This is a genomic window from Fontimonas sp. FW305-C-3 (assembly GCF_058783185.1).
This window is the reverse complement of the sequence record NZ_JBYSYK010000003.1, coordinates 583,873-604,466: the sequence shown is the minus strand read 5'-3', so window position 1 is coordinate 604,466 and position 20,594 is coordinate 583,873. Positions and strand designations below refer to the sequence as shown.

Genomic DNA, 20,594 nt, shown 5'->3' with positions numbered 1-20,594 from the left:
CCATGCCGGCAGCATCCCCATGAGTGACGCACGTTCCAAACTGTCCGAAGGTCGCCGCTGGGTCATCAAAGTCGGCAGTTCGCTGGTCACCGCCAAGGGCGCGGGCCTGGACCAGGTCGCGATTGCCGATTGGTGCGAACAGATCTCGCGCCTGCGCGCCGCGGGCATCCAGGTGGTACTGGTGTCGTCCGGCGCGGTCGCTGAAGGCATGGCGCGCCTGGGCCTGAAGAAGCGCCCGGCGATCATTCATGACCTGCAGGCCGCCGCCGCCGTCGGCCAGATGGGCCTGGTCCGCGCCTACGAGACCGAGTTCAACAAGCACAATACAAAAGCAGCGCAGGTCCTTCTGACACATGAAGATGTTGCCGACCGCGCGCGCTATCTGAACGCGCAGGGAACGCTCAAGGCGCTGCTCGAATTTGGCGCGGTGCCGGTTGTCAACGAGAACGACACGGTCGCCACCGATGAAATCCGCCTGGGCGATAACGACACCCTCGGCGCGCTGACCGCCAACCTGATTCAGGCCGACCTGCTGGTGATCCTGACCGACCAGGACGGCCTGTTCGACAGCGATCCGCGCACCAATCCCGAGGCCAAGCTGGTCAGCGAAGCGCCACTTACGGACACCCGCTTGATGGCCATGGCCGGCGAGAGCAAGGGTGAACTTGGCCGCGGCGGCATGCGCACCAAGCTCGTCGCCGCCTACACCGCGGCGCGTTCCGGCGCAGCGACAGTGATCGCCCACGGCCGCCTGCCGGACGTGCTCGCGCGCATTCAGCGCGGCGAGGCGGTCGGCACCCTGCTGCAGCCCGCTCAAGGCGTCATGGCGGCGCGCAAGCGCTGGATTGCCGGCCAGCTACAAGTGCGCGGACGTCTGCTGCTCGACGACGGCGCCGCCCAGGTGCTGCGCGAGCGTGGCCGCAGCCTGCTGCCGGTCGGCGTGCGCGGCATCGACGGCGATTTCCTGCGCGGCGATCTGGTCACCTGCGTGGATGCTCAGGGGCGCGAAGTGGCGCGCGGCCTGTGCAATTACGACGCCGACGATGCGCGCAAGATCGCTGGCGCCAAGTCGGACGAACTGATGCAGCGCCTCGGCGGCCCCGGCGAACCAGAGATGATTCACCGCGACAATCTGGTGCTCAGCGGCTGATTGCGAAGTCGTCGCGTAAAGAAAAGGGGCCTTTCGGCCCCTTTTCTGTTTCTGCGTTCTGCTCAGAAGCGCTGGATGATGCGCGCATACGGCATGCGGCCGACCGGCTCATACAGGGTCTGATCGTAGAACGGGCTGGTCAGGTTGAAGTTCGTCGAGACGCCGCGATCGAAGACGTCGCGGATGCCGAAGACCAGCGAACCGTTCCACGGCGAATCCCACTTCAGCTGGACGTCATGCACCGTGTTCGAGGCGACATGGCCGGACTGGCGCAGCGCCAGCGGGTCCGGATCGCCCGGATCGGTGGCGGCGGCGGTCGACGGAATGAACGTCGTGTTCCAGGTCGTCGTGAAGGATTCGATGACCCACGGCAGCGACGCCGTCAGACGATATTCCGGATAACCCGGATCTTCGATCTTCTCGCGGTTCGGCAGCACACCGTCGTCTTCCTTGTAGCTCAGCACATAAGTGGCCGCGAGGGTGGGCTTGATCACGCCCCAGCCGTCGAAACCGAATTCCGTGTTGAGCAACAGGTCGAGACCCTGCGTCGAGATCAGCGCGATGTTGTCCGTCGTCGTCTCGATCGAGTCGATGCGGCCGGTGTCGGTGCGATTGACCGCGGTGTTCTCCGGCAGCTCCTGGCCCAGCAGCTCGCGGAAGATCAGGCTCTGCGCGGTGTAGGTCGTCAGCGAATCCTTGATCTCGATGTTGTAGTAGTCGAGCGTGAAGGACGCCCAGTCCGTCGGCTGCATCGCGATGCCGAGGCCGAACTGCGTCGAGGTTTCCGGATCGAGCGCCGGATTGGCCTTGATGAACGTGTCGTACTGCGCTTCGGCGCACTGCGCATCCGGCACCGGCGGCGTAGCCGCGCGGCAGCTGACCAGGTCGCGGGCGCTTTCGGCGCTGAACGCGTCCTTCGCATTCAGCTCGCTGAGCAGCGGCGCGCGGAAGCCCTTGCCGGCCGAGCCGCGGACGGTCAGGTTGTCCATCGCCTGCCAGCGCACCGAAACCTTCGGGCTGAACGCGCCACCGGCGGCGTCCGAGTAATGGTCGTAGCGGGCAGCGACGTCGAACTCCAGCGTCTGCAGCACTGGCACCACCACTTCACCGAACACGGCATAGGCGTTGCGGCTGCCGCTGGACGAGTTGCCCGACGAGCCGCCGACGGTGCCGGCTTCCGACTGGGAATCGTACTTGTCGAAGTAGCGTTCCTTGCGGTACTCGACGCCCACGGCGCTGTCGACCACGCCATTGGCGATCTCGAACAGGGGCATGCGCAGCGTGCTGAAGGCCTCGCGATATTCGGTCAGACCGTTGCGGCTGGTCGTAACCTTCATCGAGTTGAGCGTGTCTTCAGTACCCGGATTCGAGAAGTCGAACGGGTTGTAGCTGCCATCGGCCGCGGCGGCGCGGGCCACCGAGCGCAGCAGGTAACCGTTGCCGGTGTCGGTGAAGCGGAAGCGGCTGATGCGCGCGCCGACTTCGATATCCGAATCGTCGAAGCTGTAACGCAGTACCGGCAGGATGCTCAGCACGCCGGACTGATTCGTGTTGTCACGCGTGCCTAACGGCGCGAAGCGATGAAACACCAAGACGTCCTGACCGAAGGGATTGGTCGGAGCATCGCCCGGGACTTCCAGCAGGTCCGGCGCCTGTGCGAAGCGGCCGAAGCTGTCCGACTGCGCGTAAGTCGCGGTGATGTCGAAGCTCAGGTCAAGGTTGATGTCGTAGCCGTACTTCACGAACAGCGATTTGGTCGACAGCTTGGTCGTGTCGGCTGCGAACTGCGAGAAGTCGAAACCGCACATCGCGCCGCCCTGGATGCCGGTGAAGTTGCCGACGTCGTCGACCATCCGGTAGAAGCCCTGGTCCTGCGGGCAACCGGCGTCGCCGACGGCGAAGGTCTGGGTTTCGTCGGCGCTCAGGATCGTGTTGCCGAAGCCGCTGATGCCGCTGGTTTCGGAGAAGTTGTAGATGCCCTGGGCGTTCGGTGTGCCGACGCGTGCCCGCGAGAAATCGCGATCGCGCAGATAGATTGGCGCGCGGTCGGTATACGAGGCGCCGAACAGCATGCGGCTGTCGCCGTTCGAGATGCCCGCGACCATTGAGATGTCGTTCTCGTCGCCGCCGGCGTTGTCCGGACGGCCCATGCCGGCCGACAGTTCGACGCCGCTGAAATCCTTGCGCAGGATCACGTTGATGACGCCGCCGATGGCGTCCGAACCGTAGACCGCGGAAGCGCCGTCGGACAGCACTTCGATGCGCTCGACGGCCGCCAGCGGAATCGTGTTGAGATCGACGCCCGCACCCTGCAGCGACGGCGAGGTCGCGATGCGGCGGCCATCCACCAGTACCAGCGTGCGATTCGAGCCCAATCCGCGCAGCGATGCGACCGATTGACCCTGGCCGGTGCTGCCGGACACGGAGGTGTACGAACCGAAGCTGTTGAAGGTCGAGCTGCGCAGCGCATCGGCGATCGAGATCTTGCCGGTGGCGGCGATGTCGTCGCGGTTGATCACGGTGACCGGCAGGGCGCCTTCAAAATCGGCGCGGCTCAGGCGCGAGCCGGTGACTTCGATCGAGTCCAGCGCGGTCGCGTCATCCTTGCCCTCGGCGGCCTTGCCGGCGCGCAGCGGCTGGACCGCAATCACTTCCGGTTCGGTCGGCTCGGCAAACAATGCATCCGCCGCAGGGGCGGCTTGCTGTGCCATGACCTGGAAACTGCAGACCGCGGCGATACCACTCGCGATGGCGGTCAAAGAAAGTCCGCGCAAGCGCGCAGAGTGCCGAACAGACGACATACGAGAGCCCCCCTAACAAAACGTTCGCGTTGCGAACCAGTTTTTGCTGCAGGCAGACCCGGAAGTCCGGAAGCGGTCCCACACCGCATCTGTCCTACAGCCCCGCGGGCATCCTACTGACAGCAATCGGACGGCGGTAGAGGGTTTGCCCTGATTCCCGGGCGATTGAGGTAAATCTACCCGCGGCGCGATTGCCGGGCGACGGGCACAAAAAAACGGGCCGAAGCCCGTTGTTTTGCAGCGGCAAGCGGCGCTTAGCCGAGTGCCTTGATCTGTTCCGACAGGCGCGACTTGTGACGGGCGGCCTTGTTCTTGTGGATCATGCCCTTGGTCGCGTAACGGTCGATGACCGGGACCATTTCAGCGTAGGCGGCAACGGCGGCAGCCTTGTCCTTGGTCTCGAGGGCCTTGACGACCTTCTTGATGGTGGTGCGGACCATCGAACGCTGGGCGACATTTTGGGCGCGGCGCTTGATAGCTTGACGGGCGCGCTTCTTTGCGCTGGCGATATTGGCCAAGGGACAACTCCTGAAGAATTTTGCTTGATGACTGCTTCGGCGACCGGATGTCGTCGAAAAAGGGGGCGGATTATCGTCAGCTCCGCGCAGATTGTCAATCGTCGGCTGCGGACGGAACCAGCTGAAAAGCCACGCGAATTGCGCGATTTCCGGGGAGCGGGGCGGGGGCGCTGCGGTTAGACTGCGCGGCTATGTCAGCGTCCCTGCTCAAGTCTTCCGGTGTCGTCGCGGCGATGACCCTGCTGTCGCGCGTGCTCGGTTTTGTCCGCGACGTGATGTTTGCCAACGTTTTTGGCGCCGGCGCGGCGATGGACGCCTTCCTGATTGCGCTGAAGATTCCCAACTTCGGCCGCCGCATGTTCGCCGAGGGCGCATTCTCGCAGGCCTTCGTGCCGGTTTTCACCGAAACCCGCACCAACGGCACTCACGAACAGGCGCGCGAACTGGTCGGTGTCGTCATGGGCACCTTGTCCGCGGCACTGGCGCTGATCACCCTGGTGGGCTGCGTCGCGGCGCCGCTGCTGATCTGGGTCTTTGCGCCGGGCTTCGGCGCGGACCCGGCCAAGCATGCGCTCGGCGCCGAACTGCTGCGCTGGACCTTCCCGTACCTGATGTTCATCTCGCTGACCGCGCTCGCGTCCGGTGTGCTCAACAGCTACGGCGAGTTCGCGGTGCCGGCGTTCACGCCGGTGATCCTCAACCTGTGCCTGATTGCCTCGGCTTTCATCCAGGAAGACTCGGTGCAGGTGCTGGCCTACGCGGTGTTCGTGGCCGGCATCCTGCAGTTCGCTTTCCAGTTGCCGTCGCTGCTGCGCCGGCGCCTGCTGCCCTGGCCGCGCTGGGGTTGGCGCGATTCGCGCGTGCGGCGGATCATCAGTCTGATGATTCCGGTGCTGATCGGCTCGTCGGTCGCGCAGATCAGCCTGCTGCTGGATTCCGCGCTGGCCAGCTTTCTCGGCGATGGTTCGGTGAGCTGGCTGTACTACGCCGATCGCCTGATGGAGTTTCCGCTCGGCATCTTCAGCATCGCGGTCGGCACGGTGATCCTGCCGGCGCTGTCGGCGCAGCATTCGACGCAGGACAGCGGCGCGTTCTCGCAGACGCTGGACTGGGCGCTGCGCGTGATCCTGCTGGTTGGCGTGCCAGCGGCCTTGGGTCTGCTGCTGTTCGCCGGCCCGTTGGTGGCGACGCTGTTCGGCCACGGCGAATTCGGCGACCACGACACGCGCATGACGATGTACGCGCTGTGGGCCTACGCCGCCGGCTTCATGGGCTTCTCGCTGGTCAAGGTGCTGGTGCCGGGCTTCTACGCGCGCCAGGAAACCCGCGTGCCGGTGCGTTACGGCATCACCGCGCTGTGCTGCGGCATGGTGATGAGCCTGACGGTGTTCACGCTGGCGAAGATCTACGACTGGTCGGCCGCGCATGCCGGCCTTGCCGCGGCCACCTCGACGTCGGCCTGGATCAACGCCTTGCTGCTGCTGCGCCGCTTGCGCCGCGACGGCGCCTACGTGCCGCAGCCGGGCTGGTCGGTGTTTGCCGTGCGTCTGCTGCTGGCGAATGCGGCGATGGCGGCAATGCTGGTCGGCTTTGCCGGCAATGTGGAAACCTGGCTCAGCCACAGCGCGGCGGATCGCGCGCTGCGGGTCGGCATCACGGTCAGTCTGGCGGCCGTGGCTTACTTTGGCAGCCTGCTGCTGCTCGGTCTGCGTCCGCGGCATTTCCGGCGCGGCGAGGTCTGAGACGGCGATGGAGCTGATCCGCGGATTGCACAACGTCAGGCCGGGCACCGCCCAAGGCTGTGTGCTGACGATCGGCAACTTCGACGGCGTGCATCTGGGCCATCAGGCGTTGATCGCGGCGACCATTGAACGCGCGCGCCAGCTGGAGGTGCCGGCAACCCTGCTGAGCTTCGAACCGAGCCCGCGCGAGTATTTCGCCAAGTCCAGCTGTGCGCGGATCAGCACGCTGCGCAGCAAGTTCCTCGACCTGCAGCGGCTGGGCGTCGACCGCTGGGTGATCCAGCGCTTCGATCGCCGCTTCGCCGCCTACGACCCCACCGCCTTCGTTCGCGAGGCGCTGGTCGACCGTCTGGGCATCCGTGCCCTGATCGTCGGCGACGATTTCCGCTTTGGCGCCAAACGCGCCGGCGATCTGGCGCTGCTGGAATGCGAAGGCCGCCAGCAGGGTTTCGAGATTGCCGCGCTCGGCAGCGTGCTCAGCGACGGGGTGCGCGCCAGTTCCACGCTGATCCGTGAGGCACTCGCGCGTGCCGATCTGGACTGCGCCGCGCGCCTGCTCGGCCGGCCGTACCGGATGGTCGGACGGGTCAAGTCCGGCCTGCGCCTGGGGCGCACGCTGAACATGCCGACCGCCAACGTCTACATGCAGCGTCAGCCGGCGCTGCGCCACGGCATCTACGTCGTCGAGCTGACCGTGCTGGGGCCGGACGGCGGTGTCGCGCAGCCTGGCGTCGCGAATCTGGGCGTGCGGCCGACGCTGGGGCTGACGCGCTGCCTGCTGGAGACCCACGTGCTGCATGGCAGCCCGGATCTGTACGGCAAGACGGTCGAGGTGCGCTTCCGCCAGTTCCTGCGGCCGGAAGAGCGCTTCGACTCGCTGGACGCGCTGGCGGTGCAGATGCAGCGCGACAAGGCCGATGCATTGGCCTTTTTCTCCTCGCAACGAGCATAATTCGACGCTTTTTTGCGTCTTCAGATCTCATACCCCCTTCAGCCTGCCGTGACCGACTACAAATCCACGATCAACCTGCCGCAGACCGAGTTTGCGATGCAGGCCAACCTGTCCAAGCGCGAGCCGGAAATGCTCGCGCGCTGGGAGCAGGAAGGCACCTATGCCGCCGTGATGCAGGACACTGCGTCGCGTGCGCCGTTCTGGTTCGTCGATGGCCCGCCGTACGCGAACGGCGATATTCACATCGGGCACGCGGTCAACAAGGTGTTGAAGGACATCGTCGTCAAGGCAGCGCGCCTTGACGGTCACAACGCGCCGTTCGTGCCGGGCTGGGACTGCCACGGTCTGCCGATCGAGCTGCAGGTCGAGAAGAAGTTCGGCAAGGTCGGGCAGAAGCTCGACGCGCCGGCGTTCCGCCAGAAGTGCCGCGAGTACGCAGCCGAGCAGATTGAACGCCAGCGCGAGGACTTCAAGCGGCTTGGCGTGCTGGCCGACTGGGAGCGTCCCTATCTGACGATGAACCCGGCCTTCGAGGCCGAGCAGTTGCGCGTGCTCGCACGGATTGTCGACAACGGCCATGTCGTGCGCGGCTTCAAGCCGGTGCACTGGTGCCTGGACTGCGGCTCGTCGCTGGCTGAGGCAGAGGTCGAATATCAGGACAAGCAGTCGGAATCGATCTACGTGCGCTTCGACGCGGTAGACGCAGGCGCGGTCGCGAAGGCTTTCGGCGTGAAGGATGCTGCCGGTGCCGGCTTCGTGATCTGGACCACGACGCCCTGGACGCTGCCGGCCAACCAGGCCATCGCGGCCGGCGCCGAGATCGAATACGCGCTGGCCGATTATCCGAACGCGGGGCGGGTTGTTCTGGCTGCCGAGCGTCTCGAGGTGCTGTCCGCCGCGCTCAAGGAAACACCGACGCTGCTCGGCCGCGCTGCGGGCAGCGCGCTTGAAGGTTTGCGCGCGCAGCATCCGTTCGCGCAGCGGCAGGTGCCGCTGATTCTCGCCGAGCACGTCACGCTCGATGCCGGTACCGGCCTGGTGCATACCGCACCGGCGCACGGCCAGGAAGACTACGTGGCCGGTCTGAAGTACCAGCTGCCGGTCGACAATCCGGTGGCCAGCAGCGGCGTGTTCATCGAAGCGACGCCGGTCGTCGGCGGCCAGCACGTGCGCAAGGCCGATCCGCTGGTCACCGAACGCCTGCAGGCCGACGGCAAGCTGCTCAAGCACACGCAGATCACGCACAGCTATCCGCATTGCTGGCGTCACAAGACACCGTTGATTTTCCGTGCCACGCCGCAGTGGTTCGTGTCGATGGACAAGAACGGGCTGCGCGGCGCTGCGGTGGCGGCGGTCGAAGCGACGCAATGGATTCCCGCTTGGGGCGAGAGCCGCATCCGCGACATGGTGGCCGGCCGTCCGGACTGGTGCATTTCGCGCCAACGCACCTGGGGCGTGCCGCTGGCGCTGTTCATCGACAAGCAGACCCAGGACAAGCACCCGGACAGTGCAGCACTGCTGCTGAAGGTGGCCGACGCCGTCGCCGAACGAGGCCTCGAAGCCTGGTTCGGCTCGACGCCGCAGGACTGGGGCGTGGATGCGGCGAAGTACGAGGCCTGCACCGACACGCTCGACGTCTGGTTCGATTCCGGCGTGGTCCACCAGTGCTCGTTCCGTTCGATGAATCCGGCGGCGATCGTCGACGGCCATGCGCCGCAGGCGGATATGTATCTCGAAGGCTCCGACCAGCATCGCGGCTGGTTCCAGTCGTCGCTGCTGACCAGCGTCGCGATGCAGGGCAGGGCGCCGTACAAGGCGGTGCTGACGCACGGCTTCACGGTCGACGAGCAGGGCCGCAAGATGTCGAAGTCGCTAGGCAACGTCGTGTCGCCGCAGCAGGTGACGCAGAAGCTCGGCGCCGATGTGCTGCGTCTGTGGGTCGCGGCCAGCGACTACTCGGGCGAGATCGCGATCTCCGACAAGCTGCTCGCGCGCATGGCCGATGCTTACCGGCGCATCCGCAACACCGCGCGCTTCCTGCTCGGCAATCTCGATGGCTTCGATCCGGCGAAGGATCTGGTGCCGGTCGAGCAACTGGTTGCGGTCGATGCCTGGGCGATCAGCGAAGCTTCGCGAACGCAGGAAGAGCTGCGCGAGGCTTATGGCCGGCGCGAGTTCCACACGGTCTATCACCGCCTGCACAACTATTGCGTCGTCGATCTCGGCGGCCGTTATCTCGATCTGCTCAAGGATCGTCTGTACACGATGCCGCGCGGTTCGGTCGGCCGGCGCTCGGCGCAGACCGCGCTGTATCACATCAGCGAAGCGCTGGTGCGCTGGATCGCGCCGATCCTGTCGTACACCGCCGACGAAATCTGGCGCATGTTGCCGGGTGATCGCAGTGCTTCGGTGTTCTCGCAGTGCTGGCATCCGCTGCCGGCGGCAAGCGCCGGCACGATCAACTGGGCACAGCTGTGCGAGCTGCGCGAAGGCGTCAAGAAGGTGCTCGAGGATCTGCGCGTTGCCGGGCAGATCGGGTCCGGCCTGAACGCCAAGGTGGCGCTGTATGCCGACGCCGGTCTAGCGGGCGATCTGCGTGAACTCGAAGCCGAGCTGCGCTTCTGGTTCATCACCTCGGAAGCGAAGCTCGCCGACGCAGCGCAGCGTCCGGCCGATGCGGTCGAGTTCAAGCTCGAATCCGGCCCGACCGTCTGGATTGCGGCGGCCGCCTCCGAGCACGCCAAGTGCGAGCGCTGCTGGCACCAGCGGGCCGATGTCGGCAGCGAGGCGAAGCATCCGACGCTGTGCCTGCGCTGCGTGAGCAATGTCGATGGCAGCGGCGAGACGAGACGCTACCTGTGATGTTGCGGAGTATCCTTGCTGACATGAAACCCAAGAGCCGCTGATGTCGTTTCAATATAAAAACGTGTATCTGTTGTGGCTGGCGGCCGTCGTCATCGTGCTTGACCAGATCACCAAGCAGCTGGTCGTGCGTTCGCTGGCCTGGTTCGACGTCGTGCCGCTGCTGCCGAATCTGAACCTCGTCCACATGCGCAACACCGGCGCTGCGTTTTCGATGATGTCGAATGCACCGCCGGCGGTATTCGTGCTGCTGGGCACGGTCGTCAGCATCGGCATCCTGATCTGGCTGCGGCGCAATCCGCGCGGGCAGACGATACTCGCGACCGCGCTGACGCTGATCATGGGCGGCGCGCTGGGTAATGTCATTGATCGCGTGACCCGCGGGCATGTCGTCGACTTCATCGATTTCTACGTCGGCAGCTGGCATTTCGCCGCGTTCAACGTCGCCGACACGGCGATCTCGATCGGCACTGCGCTGCTGATTCTCGACATGATTCTCGACGCCAAGCGAACTCGCGCCGCAGGTGCGGTCAAACCCTGATGGAAGTTCTGCTCGCCAATCCCCGCGGATTCTGCGCCGGCGTCGACCGCGCGATCGAGATCGTCGAACGGGCCCTGGAAGCTCTGGGCGCGCCGATCTATGTGCGCCATGAGGTCGTGCACAACCGTTTCGTGGTCGACAACCTGCGCGCCAAGGGTGCCGTGTTCGTCGATGAAGTCGACGAGATTCCGGACGGCGCCACCTGCATCTTCTCCGCGCACGGTGTGTCCAAAGCCGTGCGCGAGGCCGCCGAATCGCGCGGTCTGACGATCTTCGATGCGACCTGTCCGCTGGTCACCAAGGTGCACATCGAAGTGCATCGCTACGCCCGCGAAGGTCGCGAGGTCGTGCTGATCGGCCACGCCGGGCACCCGGAAGTCGAAGGCACCATGGGCCAGTTCGACGACACTCACGGCGGCAAAATCTACCTGGTCGAGACTGCAGAGGACGTCGCCACGCTGCCGATCCAGAATCCGGCGCGCATGGCCTTCGTCACACAGACCACGCTGTCGATGGACGACACCGCGCGCGTCATCGATGCGCTGCGCTCGCGCTTCCCGGAAATCCACGGACCGCGCAAGGACGACATCTGCTACGCGACGCAGAACCGCCAGGATGCGGTCAAGGAACTCGCTGAGCGCTGCGACGTCGTGCTCGTCGTCGGCTCGCGCAACAGCTCCAATTCCAACCGCCTGCGCGAACTCGCCGAGCAGCGCGGCGTGCCGGCGTATCTGATCGACGGTGCGCAGGACATTCGCGACGAATGGTTCACGAATCGCCAGCGGATCGGCGTCACCGCAGGCGCATCGGCGCCGGAAGTGCTGGTGCGCGAAGTCGTGCGCAGAATCGAAACCATCGGCGGCGGAAAAGCCGTCGAACTGAGCGGCCGGCCGGAGAACGTCGTGTTCTCGTTGCCGCCGGCGCTGCGTCGCGCCATGCAGGGCAAGCAGCCGACACGCTCCTGAGTCGCGCTCGCCGTCGACGCCTGCTGCACCGGTGTCGATATTGCTGAGTAACAAACAGCAACTCTAGGATGGGACAACAAGACGGACATCGCCGGGAGGGCGATCGTGAACGACCGTCCTCATCCGCGCGGCATGACACTGCTTGAGTTGCTCTGTGTGCTGGCCGTGCTGTCCATGACTGCTGCGTTGGGAGTGCCGGCATTCGGTCGCATCGTTGCGCGCAATGAACTAGCGACGACGACCAATGAGTTGCTGTCCACGATGGCGCAAGCACGCCACCTCGCCATTGTGCGCAATGTAGCGGTGACCCTCTGCGCCGGAAATCCGACGGGCGGCTGTCATCGCGACTGGGCGCTGCGCGAATGGCTGGTTTTCGTCGACGACGATCGTGACGGCCGTTTCGACCCGGGCGAAACCGTGGTCGCGGAGGGTAGACTCGAAGCGTCTAACGCCATCTCGCTGTCGGCAAACGGCCCGTTCAAGCGGGCCGTTGTGTTCCGCCCCAGCGGCTTCGCGCGCACTGCATCCGGCGCCTTGGCGATGGGCAGATTGCGCGTCTGTGCAGCCGCCGATATTGCCCCGAATGCTAACGACCTAGTATTGATCGGCAGCGGCAGGGTTGTAACCGAGCAGCACGGCTTCAAGCCTCAGTGTCAGACACTGAGGCCGTGAACACTTACCAGCACTTGTCGACGCCGTCGGGGCCGGCCCCACGCTCACCGGTATGGGTCATCGTCAGCGTGCCGCAACCGGCATCACGCGTCGCTTGAGTTCCGATCGGCACCGCCTGGATCGTGTATTCCGTTGCGGTTGGCATGTCTTCGGGGAAGCTGTAGCTGTAGTGTTGGCCGGTGTTCTGATCGGATGCACAGTCGAGGTTGAGGCCCTGCAGTACAGCCGTCGTCATCATGGCGCCGCCAGGAACCGTCTGGTCGTAGCGCATGTTCGTCGTGTAGTAGCGCTCCATGTACGTCGTGTAGTTCGCCAGACAAGCTTCGGCGGCGGCACGATGCGCGCGCGTGACTGAATTCAGATACGTGGGATAGGCGATGGAAGCCAGGATGCCCATGATCAGCACGGCCACCATCAGTTCGATCAGCGAGAAGCCTCCCGCATGCCGGCGCGGCGACATGCGGGTAGCGATCTGCGGGCTATTGGAAACGATCATCGGGTTCATTGTTCCACCAACTCGCGCCAGGACATGCGCTGCGGAGTGCCTGCAGCGCCGGCAGTGAGAATGCTGCTGGTCGTGGCGTTGTCGAAGCTGGTCAACATGACATTGCCGACGAAGATCGGGTTGTTCGGAATCGACGTGAAGCCGATGCCCGCAGTGATCGCGCCGTTGATCTTGTCGTCATCGGTGAACTCGCCGTCGCCATCCAGATCGAAGAACAGGCTGCTGGGCGCTCCGCCCGTGAACGGATTGATCGCCATGATCCAACCGTCGCCGGACGGATTGCAGGGGTCGCTGCCTTCGCCGGGAATGCGGCTCGTGCCGAGCAGCAGGTTGGCCTGGAACTGGTTCGGCGTGACCATGCGCTCGCCGCGCAAGGAAGTGCCGACCTTCAGGTCCATGTACCAGCCGGATGCGCCGTCCATATCTCCGGCCTCCTCTTCCTCGATCTCACGAGCGCCCAGGGTTGGGGGATCGGCCGACGCGTTCGGTGCGGTCTCGTCCAGGATCGTCCGCTCGATCAGCGCGCTGCGGCCGTTGGCGAGATTGCTGACCAGATTCGTCGGTTCGCCGGCGCCCGCCTGCACGATCAGGCCGTACCAGGTCTGCATGGTGTCGAGTTCAAGGTCGTCCTGGGTCAGGTATCGACCGGTGCCGAAGAATATCCACACGTTACCCGTGGCCGGATCCTTGCCGGCCAGCATGCCGCCGGTGATCGGCTGATTGGTACTCTGAGTGGCGAACAGCGGAGCGCCGTCACTGTCGCTGTCGCTCAGATCGAAGGACCAGACCGTTCCCCTCAGATCGCCGGCGTAAGCCTGCGTGCTGATGGCGTTGCTTGCGGTGGCGATCCAGACTGCCGGCGGGGCGAGCCCATTGTTGACGGCGGTCCCCGCCTGATGAACGGTGAGCGTGCCGGCGCCGAGTTCGAACTGCAGCAGCGCCGCCGTGTTGTTCGGGCTGTTGTAGCCGTTGCCGACGAGGACCGACCAGACGCCGGCACCGGTCTGGGCGATGACTGGTTTGCCGACGACCTGTCCGATGCTGCCGCTGCCGGTCAGGCCGTCGCCGGCCGCACGCTCCCAGAGCAGCGTCGGTGCCGCCGGGTCAGTGATGTCGAGCGCGTAGATTGCCTTCGCCGGTCCACGACCGGTCGTGCCCACCAGCACGGTCTTCCATTCGTTGTCGAGATAGGCATCGGCGACCGTGATTTCACCGTCGTTGTAGAACTGATGCGGCACAGAGTTGCCGCCGTAGGCCGGACTCGACAGATTCTTGATGCCATTCAGGATCACAGCGTTGGGCATGAACGCGAAGGTTTCCGTGCCGGTCGTCGTGTTGAAGGCATGCAGCATGCCGTCATTGGCGGCCACCCACAGCAGCGCGTCGCGGCCCGCCTGGTCGCCGGCAAAGCCAGCGTATTCGTCGGAGCCTTCGAAGTCCTTGCCGGCATAGACCGTCGAACTTGGCGAGCCGACATACACCGGCTGTGAGTTGACGATATCGCCCATCGGAGTTTCGCGCGTGCGATAGATGCCGCCAGTATTGCGCTGCTCGTTGGTCGAGTCGCCGCGCAGATAGCTGATGACCCTCAGCTGTGCGGCGGCGTCGGCGCCGAGAGCGCTCTTCTGGGCCGCAGACAGCGTCGCCGGATCGTTGAAAGCCGGGAACTTCTCTGCCGCCGAGGCGCCGTTCGGATTGTAGGTCTTGATGTTGCGGCTGCCCCATGCCGGCAGCGCGCTGACGACAGACCATTCCTGCGAAGTGCCGATGGCGCCGGTGTTCGGATCGACTTCGAGCGCCTTGAGATCGCCCTTCCATTTGCCGCTGTAGTAGAGCGCCTGATAGGTCGTCGTGCCGGACTGCAGCTTGGTGCTGTTGGCCGCAAGGCTCGCGCCGGTACCGACACGGTCGGTTACGCGCCGTAGCGCATCCTGCAGACCGCTGGCGAAGGCCTCCGGGGTATTGGCGGCATAGAAACCGCCATGACCGTTGACCGCGGCGTGCACCAGATCGGTGATCTTGTTGGCGTCGGTAGCACCGGAGCCGGTGATCGGCGGCCAGGCGAATGAAGCAGGAGTTCCACCGTTGATCGCCCAGCTGAAGATCTGCGCCGCGCTGGTGCCGCTCGGCGCGATGCCGGGCAGCGAGAAGTCCTGGCCGAACAGGCCGACCGTGAACGTCGTCATGTGTTGCCAGAACGCAGGATCCTCGGCGCTGGTCGGTACGTTGTTGGTCAGGCCGACGGTATTACCGACGTCCGGCTTGAGGTCGGTCAGCCAGTAGTACATCGCGATGTCGGCCAGCGTGTTCGAATAGCTGTCCGAGTACGGCGGCGTCGCCACGTAGATGTACTGCAGGCCGTTCGGGCCGGTGTTCGTGACGCTGTTGCTGACCGACTCCTGACGTTCGCACTGCGGCGGCGTGCTGTCGCTGGTGTGACGGTTATAGGTCCAGGCCGGGTTGGCCGTAGGGCAGGTCGCATTGTTGATGAAGCACTGCGAGCGGAATGTAGAGCCGCTGCTGCACCCCGTGCCGCTGCTGGTGTCCTTGCCGGTGCCCTTTCTGCACAGACCCTTCTGGTTGTTGCTCAGGCTATGGCCGTCGTTGTCGATCGTCTGCAGCGTGTGTCCCGAAGGGCAGGACACGAGGTCGGGACGACCAACCGTCGCGACGGTCGTCTCGGAGGGGCCGCCGTCCAGGTTGCCGGAGTAGCTGGAGATCGACGTCGTGTCGGTATTCCAGTAACCGTCGGTGGTCAGGATCGTATACGACTGACGGCAGGACAGCTTGCCGCCGTTGGCGTTGTTGAGATCGGTGAGCCAGGGCTGGTCGGTCTGGTAGTACTTGCCGGCCGCTTCGAGCGAGGCGCGTAGCGGCGTCGATCCTGCGGCGACAACACGGCGGGTCCATTCCCAGAACGCCGCCTTGTGTGTTCCGGACGCGCCGCTGCCGAACGACTTGACCATCGCGATTTCGGGACGATTGTTGCTGGTGTCCGTGGTCTTCGGAGTCGGCAGGTTGGTGCCGTTCGAGCTCGAGGTGGCCTGGTTCTGCGTGGCAGCGTTACGCGTGAAGTCGCCGTTGATGGCGCCGAAGCCGAAGCGGATCGTCGGGTCTAGGTCTGCGAAGGCGTTCATCAGACCGCTCTTGGCGAGCATGATGCGCGTGCGGTAGTACGAGAACCAATTCGCGACGTTCTGGCGCACTTCCGCAGTATCGTGGCAGCGGGCGGCCGGGAAGCCGGTCGTCCATGCCGGTTCGCTGATCGTCAGATTCGTCGACGGGCTGCCGGTGATGTTGGTGCAGGTGCCGGGCGTCGGGTAGTTGGCCAGACAGGCGGGGTAGTTGACGTCGTTGGTGCCGACGCCGTCGCAGGTGGCCGGCAGCGTTGGCGTGACTTCGGTCGGCGCGCCGACGTAGTGGCGCGTGTAGCTGCCGTCGGATTCCTTGACGGAGTAGACGAACAGCGAACGGTACTTGGGCGGATTCGGCGTCGAGGCCTGACACTTCGGCGTTGCCGTGCCGAGGGTGTCAGCGACGAACTGATAGGTACTGCCGGCGGGCGGTGCCGGAGTGGTCGGACAGACCAGCGCGCTCGGCGTGACCGAGCGCTTCTTGCACTGGCCGGACGAGTTCGTGAAGTCGGGCGTGAAGCCGGAGGCGGTATCGCAATTGGGCGTGATCGGCGAGGGTGCGAGCGTGCAGCTCGAACCGACCAGAGTCAGCGGTGCCGTGCAGGTCGGCGTCCGGGTTTCGGTCAGCACGCACTTGCCGGGATTCGCCGAGTTCGCGAAATCCGCGACGTAGCCGCCCGACGTGTTGCACTGAAGTAAGGTCGTGCTGGTCAGCTCGCAAGCCGGCGCAGTGCTGTTGCTGGTGTACTTGTTGAGGGTGTATCCCGTGGGGCACGGAGGATCGGCGTAGCAGGTGCTGCTGTAGGTGCCGGAGCCAGCGTTGCAGGAGGTCGTTCTGCCGTTGCCTCTCCTGCACATACCCTTCTGATTTCCCGTCAAATTGCCGTCGTCGGCCGTCAGCAAGGTACCTGTGGGGCTGCTCGTGGGGCAGACCGGCGTCGGGTTGGCGAAGCAGGTGACGTTGGTGGCACCGGTATTCTGGCGGGCGCCGGCAGAGCAGGTCGGATCGGCAGTCGTCTTCTTCTGGCACAAGCCGGTTGCACTGTTGAAGCTGTATCCCGTTCCGTGCGTCGTGCAGCTGGGCGTCTGGACGTTGGCCACGCACCTGACGCTGCTGGTGCCGGCGGCGGTGATGGCGTAACCGGAAGGGCAGGTCGGTGCTGCGTAAGTCGTCGTGACGCACTGACCCAGATTGGCCGAGTTGGAAAAATCAGCCGTGGCAGGCGAGGTGCAGACCGCGTTCACCAGGGTCGTGCTCAGCGTGTTGGGCGTGCTGATCTGGAACGTGTGGGTAACGGCAGGACGCTGCGGTGGGAAGCAGAGCGAGTTGTTCGCCAGCTGCGCGGTGAAGACCGAGCACTGGTCGGTCGCGATGTTGAGGGTCTTGTACGCGGTGTTGTAGCCGGCGATGTTGGCTGTGTCGGTTGTCGCAACCGTTGCGCCGAATCCGTCGAGCGGAGCTGCGGAGAACGAGGCGTCCGGATACCGTGTTGTGCCGTCGGCATTGTAGGGCGGCTGGTAGGTGCTCGAGGGGTTGTAGTAAACGCCGTTGATGCTCGAACTGATGAGCGCGTCGGCCGTCGTCGACGTCGGCTCGTCCGGCATGACGCTGTTGGGCATCGACAGCGAGTCGTCGAGCAGCAGCACGATGTTCGGCGGCAGAGCCGTGCGGACTGTCAGCGGCGACTGGTCGATGTCGACCGCGGCACTGCCGAGCGACATCGAGAACAGCGCCGCCAACGCGGCCAGCCCTGCCCAGCGACGGACGGCCTTGGCCGGAATCTGTCGGGATTTGTTGCTCATCGTTCTTGCGTTCATCGTTCGGGTTCCGAAGACGGCTGTGTCGAGGCGACTACCGGTACATGGCCTGCAAAACTACGACTGCGCGCTCGCCGACATCGGCAGGATTGCCGCTGCGCGCAGTGACGCGATAATTGATGGTCTGCAATGCGGTGCCCTGGGCGCCGTACTGGGCAGAGTTCGCGGTCTGATCGAAGCCGTTATTGAGCTGCGGATTGGCGAACAGGCCCATGTTCTCGACCACGTACTGTGGCTGAGTCGCGACGTTAGCCCCTTTGGTGTACTGCATTCCTGCGCCCTGCCCGATGACGGTGTTGATGAACGTCACGTTGAGGTTCGGATCGGCAAAGGGGTTTGCTCTGCACGGTACGCCGCCCTGACCACAGTTGCGGATATTGATGCCGCCGGCGCGGATCGCCAGGGCGCCGACGCGCAAGGCGGCCTCGGCATTCTGGAAGGCCAGTTCGCGATCGTAGAAGTTGGCTGTCATTTTCTGCTGAGATGTGGTGCTGCGCACGGCCGCCAGGCCGATCAGCGTGACCACAACCAGCAGAATCAGCGCGATGGCGAGCGCCATGCCGCGCTGCTTGGCGATCTGTCTATGCATGCTTGCCGGCTTCGTTGCGAGAGTCATGTCACGGCACCCGGTTGCGCAGCGCGATCGACGCAGTGAGCTGGCGCGAAAGGGGTTGACCATCCGTGCCGGTGAACTGTTCGTTACCCTGAACCGTCAGCGTCACGCGGATGGCGCTCACGCCGGGCCATTGGGCGGCGGTCACGGCATTGGCGCTCACATAGTTGTTGCCGACCAGATACTGGATCTGCAGGTTGGATACGTTGCGGATCATTTCCTGCGCAACCGCTGTGACCGCACCGGCGTTGTTGCGCACGGCCATCTGATAGAGCGACGTGCCGCCCTGAACATTGTTGCCGACGTACCAGTCCGCAGCGGACATCTGGCCGATCTGCGAGTTGGCACCGAAGGTGTACTGGTTGCCGGCGGCACTGATGCAGGTGGCCGGAAATCCAAGCCCTTGCGAGCAGTTGCCGGGGGTGGCCGTGCCGGCATTGCTCAGGGTGAGGGTGGCGGTTCCCGCGTTGTAGGCGGTGATCTGCGCGATCGAGGCGCTGATCGGGTCGCAGATGATGACGATGTCGCCCATCGCGAGATTGGCCGCCGGTTCGTTCAACGCAATCTGCATCGTAGCGGCGTTATGGGTTCTGATGCTCAACCCCGAGCCGATGATGCCGATGAGCTGTATCGAATCCGTGCCGGCGACCCGCTCGGCGGTGTCGCTGCCGAAGTCGACGGCAGGATCGGCATCGTTGTTGTCGTAGCCTCGTACAGAATTGGCGAAGTTTCCCCACCAGTCATCATCGTTGGTCAGGTTCCCATCGCCGTTGCTGTCATTGCTGGGGCCGTTGTTGAGGACGCTGGCGACCCGGCCTAAGTTGCCGCAGCCGGTCAGTCCCGCCTGGCGGATATCGCGCGCCATCAGTTCGAAGCTGATGCGTGAGCCTTCCTGAACCTGGCTCAGTGCGTTGTTGGATCGGTAGGACTGCTTGTTCGAAAGAAACACAGTTATGGCGCCGCCGATGATGACCAGCCCGAGCACCAGCGCGATCATGAGTTCGATCAGGCTGAAACCGCGTTGCGAACTCTTGGGCTGGGAGCGGCTCATAGCATGGCCTGGGTAACGACCGTCTGGGCATCGCTGCCGAGCGTTTCGCCGACACGGCTGTCGTTGAACGTGATCGTGATTGTGCAGATGCCCGTATTGGCGCACTGGATATTCCCTTTAGTGTCCGCCGACGCGCCGAGGGTTGCGGCGAGCTCCCTGCACCAGTTGTTGATCTGGGTGGCGGCGATATTGGCCCCGCCTGTAGGGCAGGCTTCAGCCGTGATCTCGCCGTTGTAGCTCCCCGCCGTGGCGCCGGCGAGGTCTGCGCGCATGGCATCGAGGATGCTGTAGCTGGCGACGACGGCCATTGAGCGTGCCATCGAGCTGTTGTTGTTGGAGAGCGCCCGTGTTTGGACCCAGGCGATACCGAGCAGGCCGATCGACAAGATCAGCACTGCGACCAGAACCTCGATCAGTCCGACGCCGCGCTGACGGCGCAGATTACTGGCAGGGGGTCGGTTCATTGGCAGGGCAGGTTTCGGCATTGGTGACGGTGCAGGTCGTAATACTGCTGCCGGTGGCTAAATAGATGCATCGGCGATTGCCGTTGCTGATCTGATCGGACGCCAGATCGACCACCAGCCCGGAGTAGGGGGCGCCGCCGCTGCTTGCGGAGCGCGCGATCCCCTGGCCGCTGTAACGCAGCGCCTCGACGCTGGCCAGCGTCAGGTTGGCGCGAACGGTTGGGCTGGTGCGGCTGACGAGAATATCGCCATCGTTATCCAGCGATGCAATCTCGCCACCGGCGGTGTCGCATCCGGCACCGAGCGTGTCGCTGCCGTTGCCGCTGGTTCCGCAGAATTGAATGTTTACGTTTCGCCGGATGGCTTCGAGCCGAGCCTCCGACAGCGCGGCCACATAATCATTGGCGGTTGCTGACAGGCGATTGGAAATGACCAGATTGCGATAGCTGGGAACCGCGACACTGATCAGAACGCCGGCCACGGCAAGCGTGACGACGAGTTCGATCAGCGTGAAACCCTGCCCAGAGTTCATTCCAGGAATCCTTTTGCGCGGCATCAGAATGCGTCAGTTCCGCAGAAAAGACGCCAGCGTTTCCGATGGACGACACAAAACCTTAGGACCGCCGGCCAGATATGGCCCCCACCGTCGCAGAATCGACATCCTTGTCTAGCCCCCAAGCTATCCCGCTGAAGTTACAAGCTAGCACAGGTCCCGCCGCCTTTGCATGCTGTATTTGTGCGTCAGATCAATAACTCACGCGATATTACCGATCTGACATGCAGTAGTGCAGGTAACTTCGATTAGG

15 protein-coding genes are annotated in these 20,594 nt (G+C 64.5%); 7 read left to right on the top strand and 8 right to left on the bottom strand.

The window, feature by feature from the left end; translation table 11 throughout:
- Positions 1–19: 19 nt before the first annotated feature.
- Positions 20–1,150: a glutamate 5-kinase gene (gene proB, locus AC3WUF_RS14255; RefSeq protein WP_492426680.1), complete on the top strand. Its 1,131-nt coding sequence runs from the start codon at positions 20–22 to the stop codon at positions 1,148–1,150.
- Between the two features lie 62 nt (positions 1,151–1,212).
- On the opposite strand, the gene AC3WUF_RS14250 is transcribed toward proB, so the two are convergent.
- Entirely contained in the window at positions 1,213–3,861 is a 2,649-nt protein-coding gene (locus tag AC3WUF_RS14250) for a TonB-dependent receptor plug domain-containing protein (protein WP_492426678.1), read from the bottom strand.
- A gap of 344 nt (positions 3,862–4,205) precedes the next feature.
- The gene (rpsT, locus tag AC3WUF_RS14245) at positions 4,206–4,469 is read right to left on the bottom strand and encodes a 30S ribosomal protein S20 (protein WP_492426676.1); all 264 of its coding nucleotides are present in this window, start codon (positions 4,467–4,469) and stop codon (positions 4,206–4,208) included.
- A 191-nt stretch (positions 4,470–4,660) separates the two neighbouring features.
- Here rpsT and murJ point away from each other — a divergent pair, with 191 nt between their 5' ends.
- The 6 genes from murJ to AC3WUF_RS14215 all read left to right on the top strand — a co-directional run bounded on the left by murJ (position 4,661) and on the right by AC3WUF_RS14215 (position 12,203).
- Positions 4,661–6,211 carry a murein biosynthesis integral membrane protein MurJ gene (murJ, locus tag AC3WUF_RS14240; RefSeq protein WP_492426674.1) on the top strand — a complete coding sequence of 517 codons (1,551 nt, stop codon included), beginning with the start codon at positions 4,661–4,663 and terminating at the stop codon, positions 6,209–6,211.
- A gap of 7 nt (positions 6,212–6,218) precedes the next feature.
- Complete coding sequence (locus AC3WUF_RS14235) at positions 6,219–7,163, top strand: bifunctional riboflavin kinase/FAD synthetase (protein WP_492426672.1); 945 nt, start codon at positions 6,219–6,221, stop codon at positions 7,161–7,163.
- A gap of 48 nt (positions 7,164–7,211) precedes the next feature.
- Positions 7,212–10,025, top strand: coding sequence for an isoleucine--tRNA ligase (gene ileS, locus AC3WUF_RS14230; RefSeq protein WP_492426670.1), 2,814 nt, complete (start codon positions 7,212–7,214; stop codon positions 10,023–10,025).
- Positions 10,026–10,068: 43 nt separating this feature from the next.
- Positions 10,069–10,566, top strand: a complete 498-nt coding sequence (gene lspA / locus AC3WUF_RS14225; protein ID WP_492426668.1) for a signal peptidase II — start codon at positions 10,069–10,071, stop codon at positions 10,564–10,566.
- Positions 10,566–11,531, top strand: a complete 966-nt coding sequence (gene ispH / locus AC3WUF_RS14220) for a 4-hydroxy-3-methylbut-2-enyl diphosphate reductase (RefSeq protein ID WP_492426666.1) — start codon at positions 10,566–10,568, stop codon at positions 11,529–11,531. Before lspA ends, ispH begins: the two co-directional genes overlap by 1 nt.
- A 105-nt stretch (positions 11,532–11,636) precedes the next feature.
- On the top strand, positions 11,637–12,203 hold the full coding sequence (locus tag AC3WUF_RS14215) for a GspH/FimT family pseudopilin (RefSeq protein ID WP_492426664.1): 567 nt from the start codon (positions 11,637–11,639) through the stop codon (positions 12,201–12,203).
- A 4-nt stretch (positions 12,204–12,207) separates the two neighbouring features.
- On the opposite strand, the gene AC3WUF_RS14210 is transcribed toward AC3WUF_RS14215, so the two are convergent.
- Genes AC3WUF_RS14210 through AC3WUF_RS14185 form a run of 6 tightly spaced genes read right to left on the bottom strand, consistent with a single transcriptional unit; the run spans position 12,208 to position 20,320 of the window.
- On the bottom strand, positions 12,208–12,699 hold the full coding sequence (locus AC3WUF_RS14210) for a type IV pilin protein (protein WP_492426662.1): 492 nt from the start codon (positions 12,697–12,699) through the stop codon (positions 12,208–12,210).
- 5 nt (positions 12,700–12,704) lie between these two features.
- The gene (locus AC3WUF_RS14205) at positions 12,705–17,645 is read right to left on the bottom strand and encodes a pilus assembly protein (protein ID WP_492426660.1); all 4,941 of its coding nucleotides are present in this window, start codon (positions 17,643–17,645) and stop codon (positions 12,705–12,707) included.
- 49 nt (positions 17,646–17,694) lie between these two features.
- Positions 17,695–18,219 carry a pilus assembly PilX family protein gene (locus tag AC3WUF_RS14200; RefSeq protein WP_492426658.1) on the bottom strand — a complete coding sequence of 175 codons (525 nt, stop codon included), beginning with the start codon at positions 18,217–18,219 and terminating at the stop codon, positions 17,695–17,697.
- A gap of 58 nt (positions 18,220–18,277) precedes the next feature.
- Positions 18,278–19,324: a PilW family protein gene (locus AC3WUF_RS14195; RefSeq protein ID WP_492426656.1), complete on the bottom strand. Its 1,047-nt coding sequence runs from the start codon at positions 19,322–19,324 to the stop codon at positions 18,278–18,280.
- Positions 19,321–19,788, bottom strand: a complete 468-nt coding sequence (gene pilV, locus AC3WUF_RS14190) for a type IV pilus modification protein PilV (RefSeq protein WP_492426654.1) — start codon at positions 19,786–19,788, stop codon at positions 19,321–19,323. The genes AC3WUF_RS14195 and pilV overlap by 4 nt, the downstream gene beginning before the upstream one ends.
- Positions 19,766–20,320, bottom strand: a complete 555-nt coding sequence (locus AC3WUF_RS14185; protein ID WP_492426652.1) for a GspH/FimT family pseudopilin — start codon at positions 20,318–20,320, stop codon at positions 19,766–19,768. The genes pilV and AC3WUF_RS14185 overlap by 23 nt, the downstream gene beginning before the upstream one ends.
- Between the last annotated feature and the right edge of the window lie 274 nt (positions 20,321–20,594).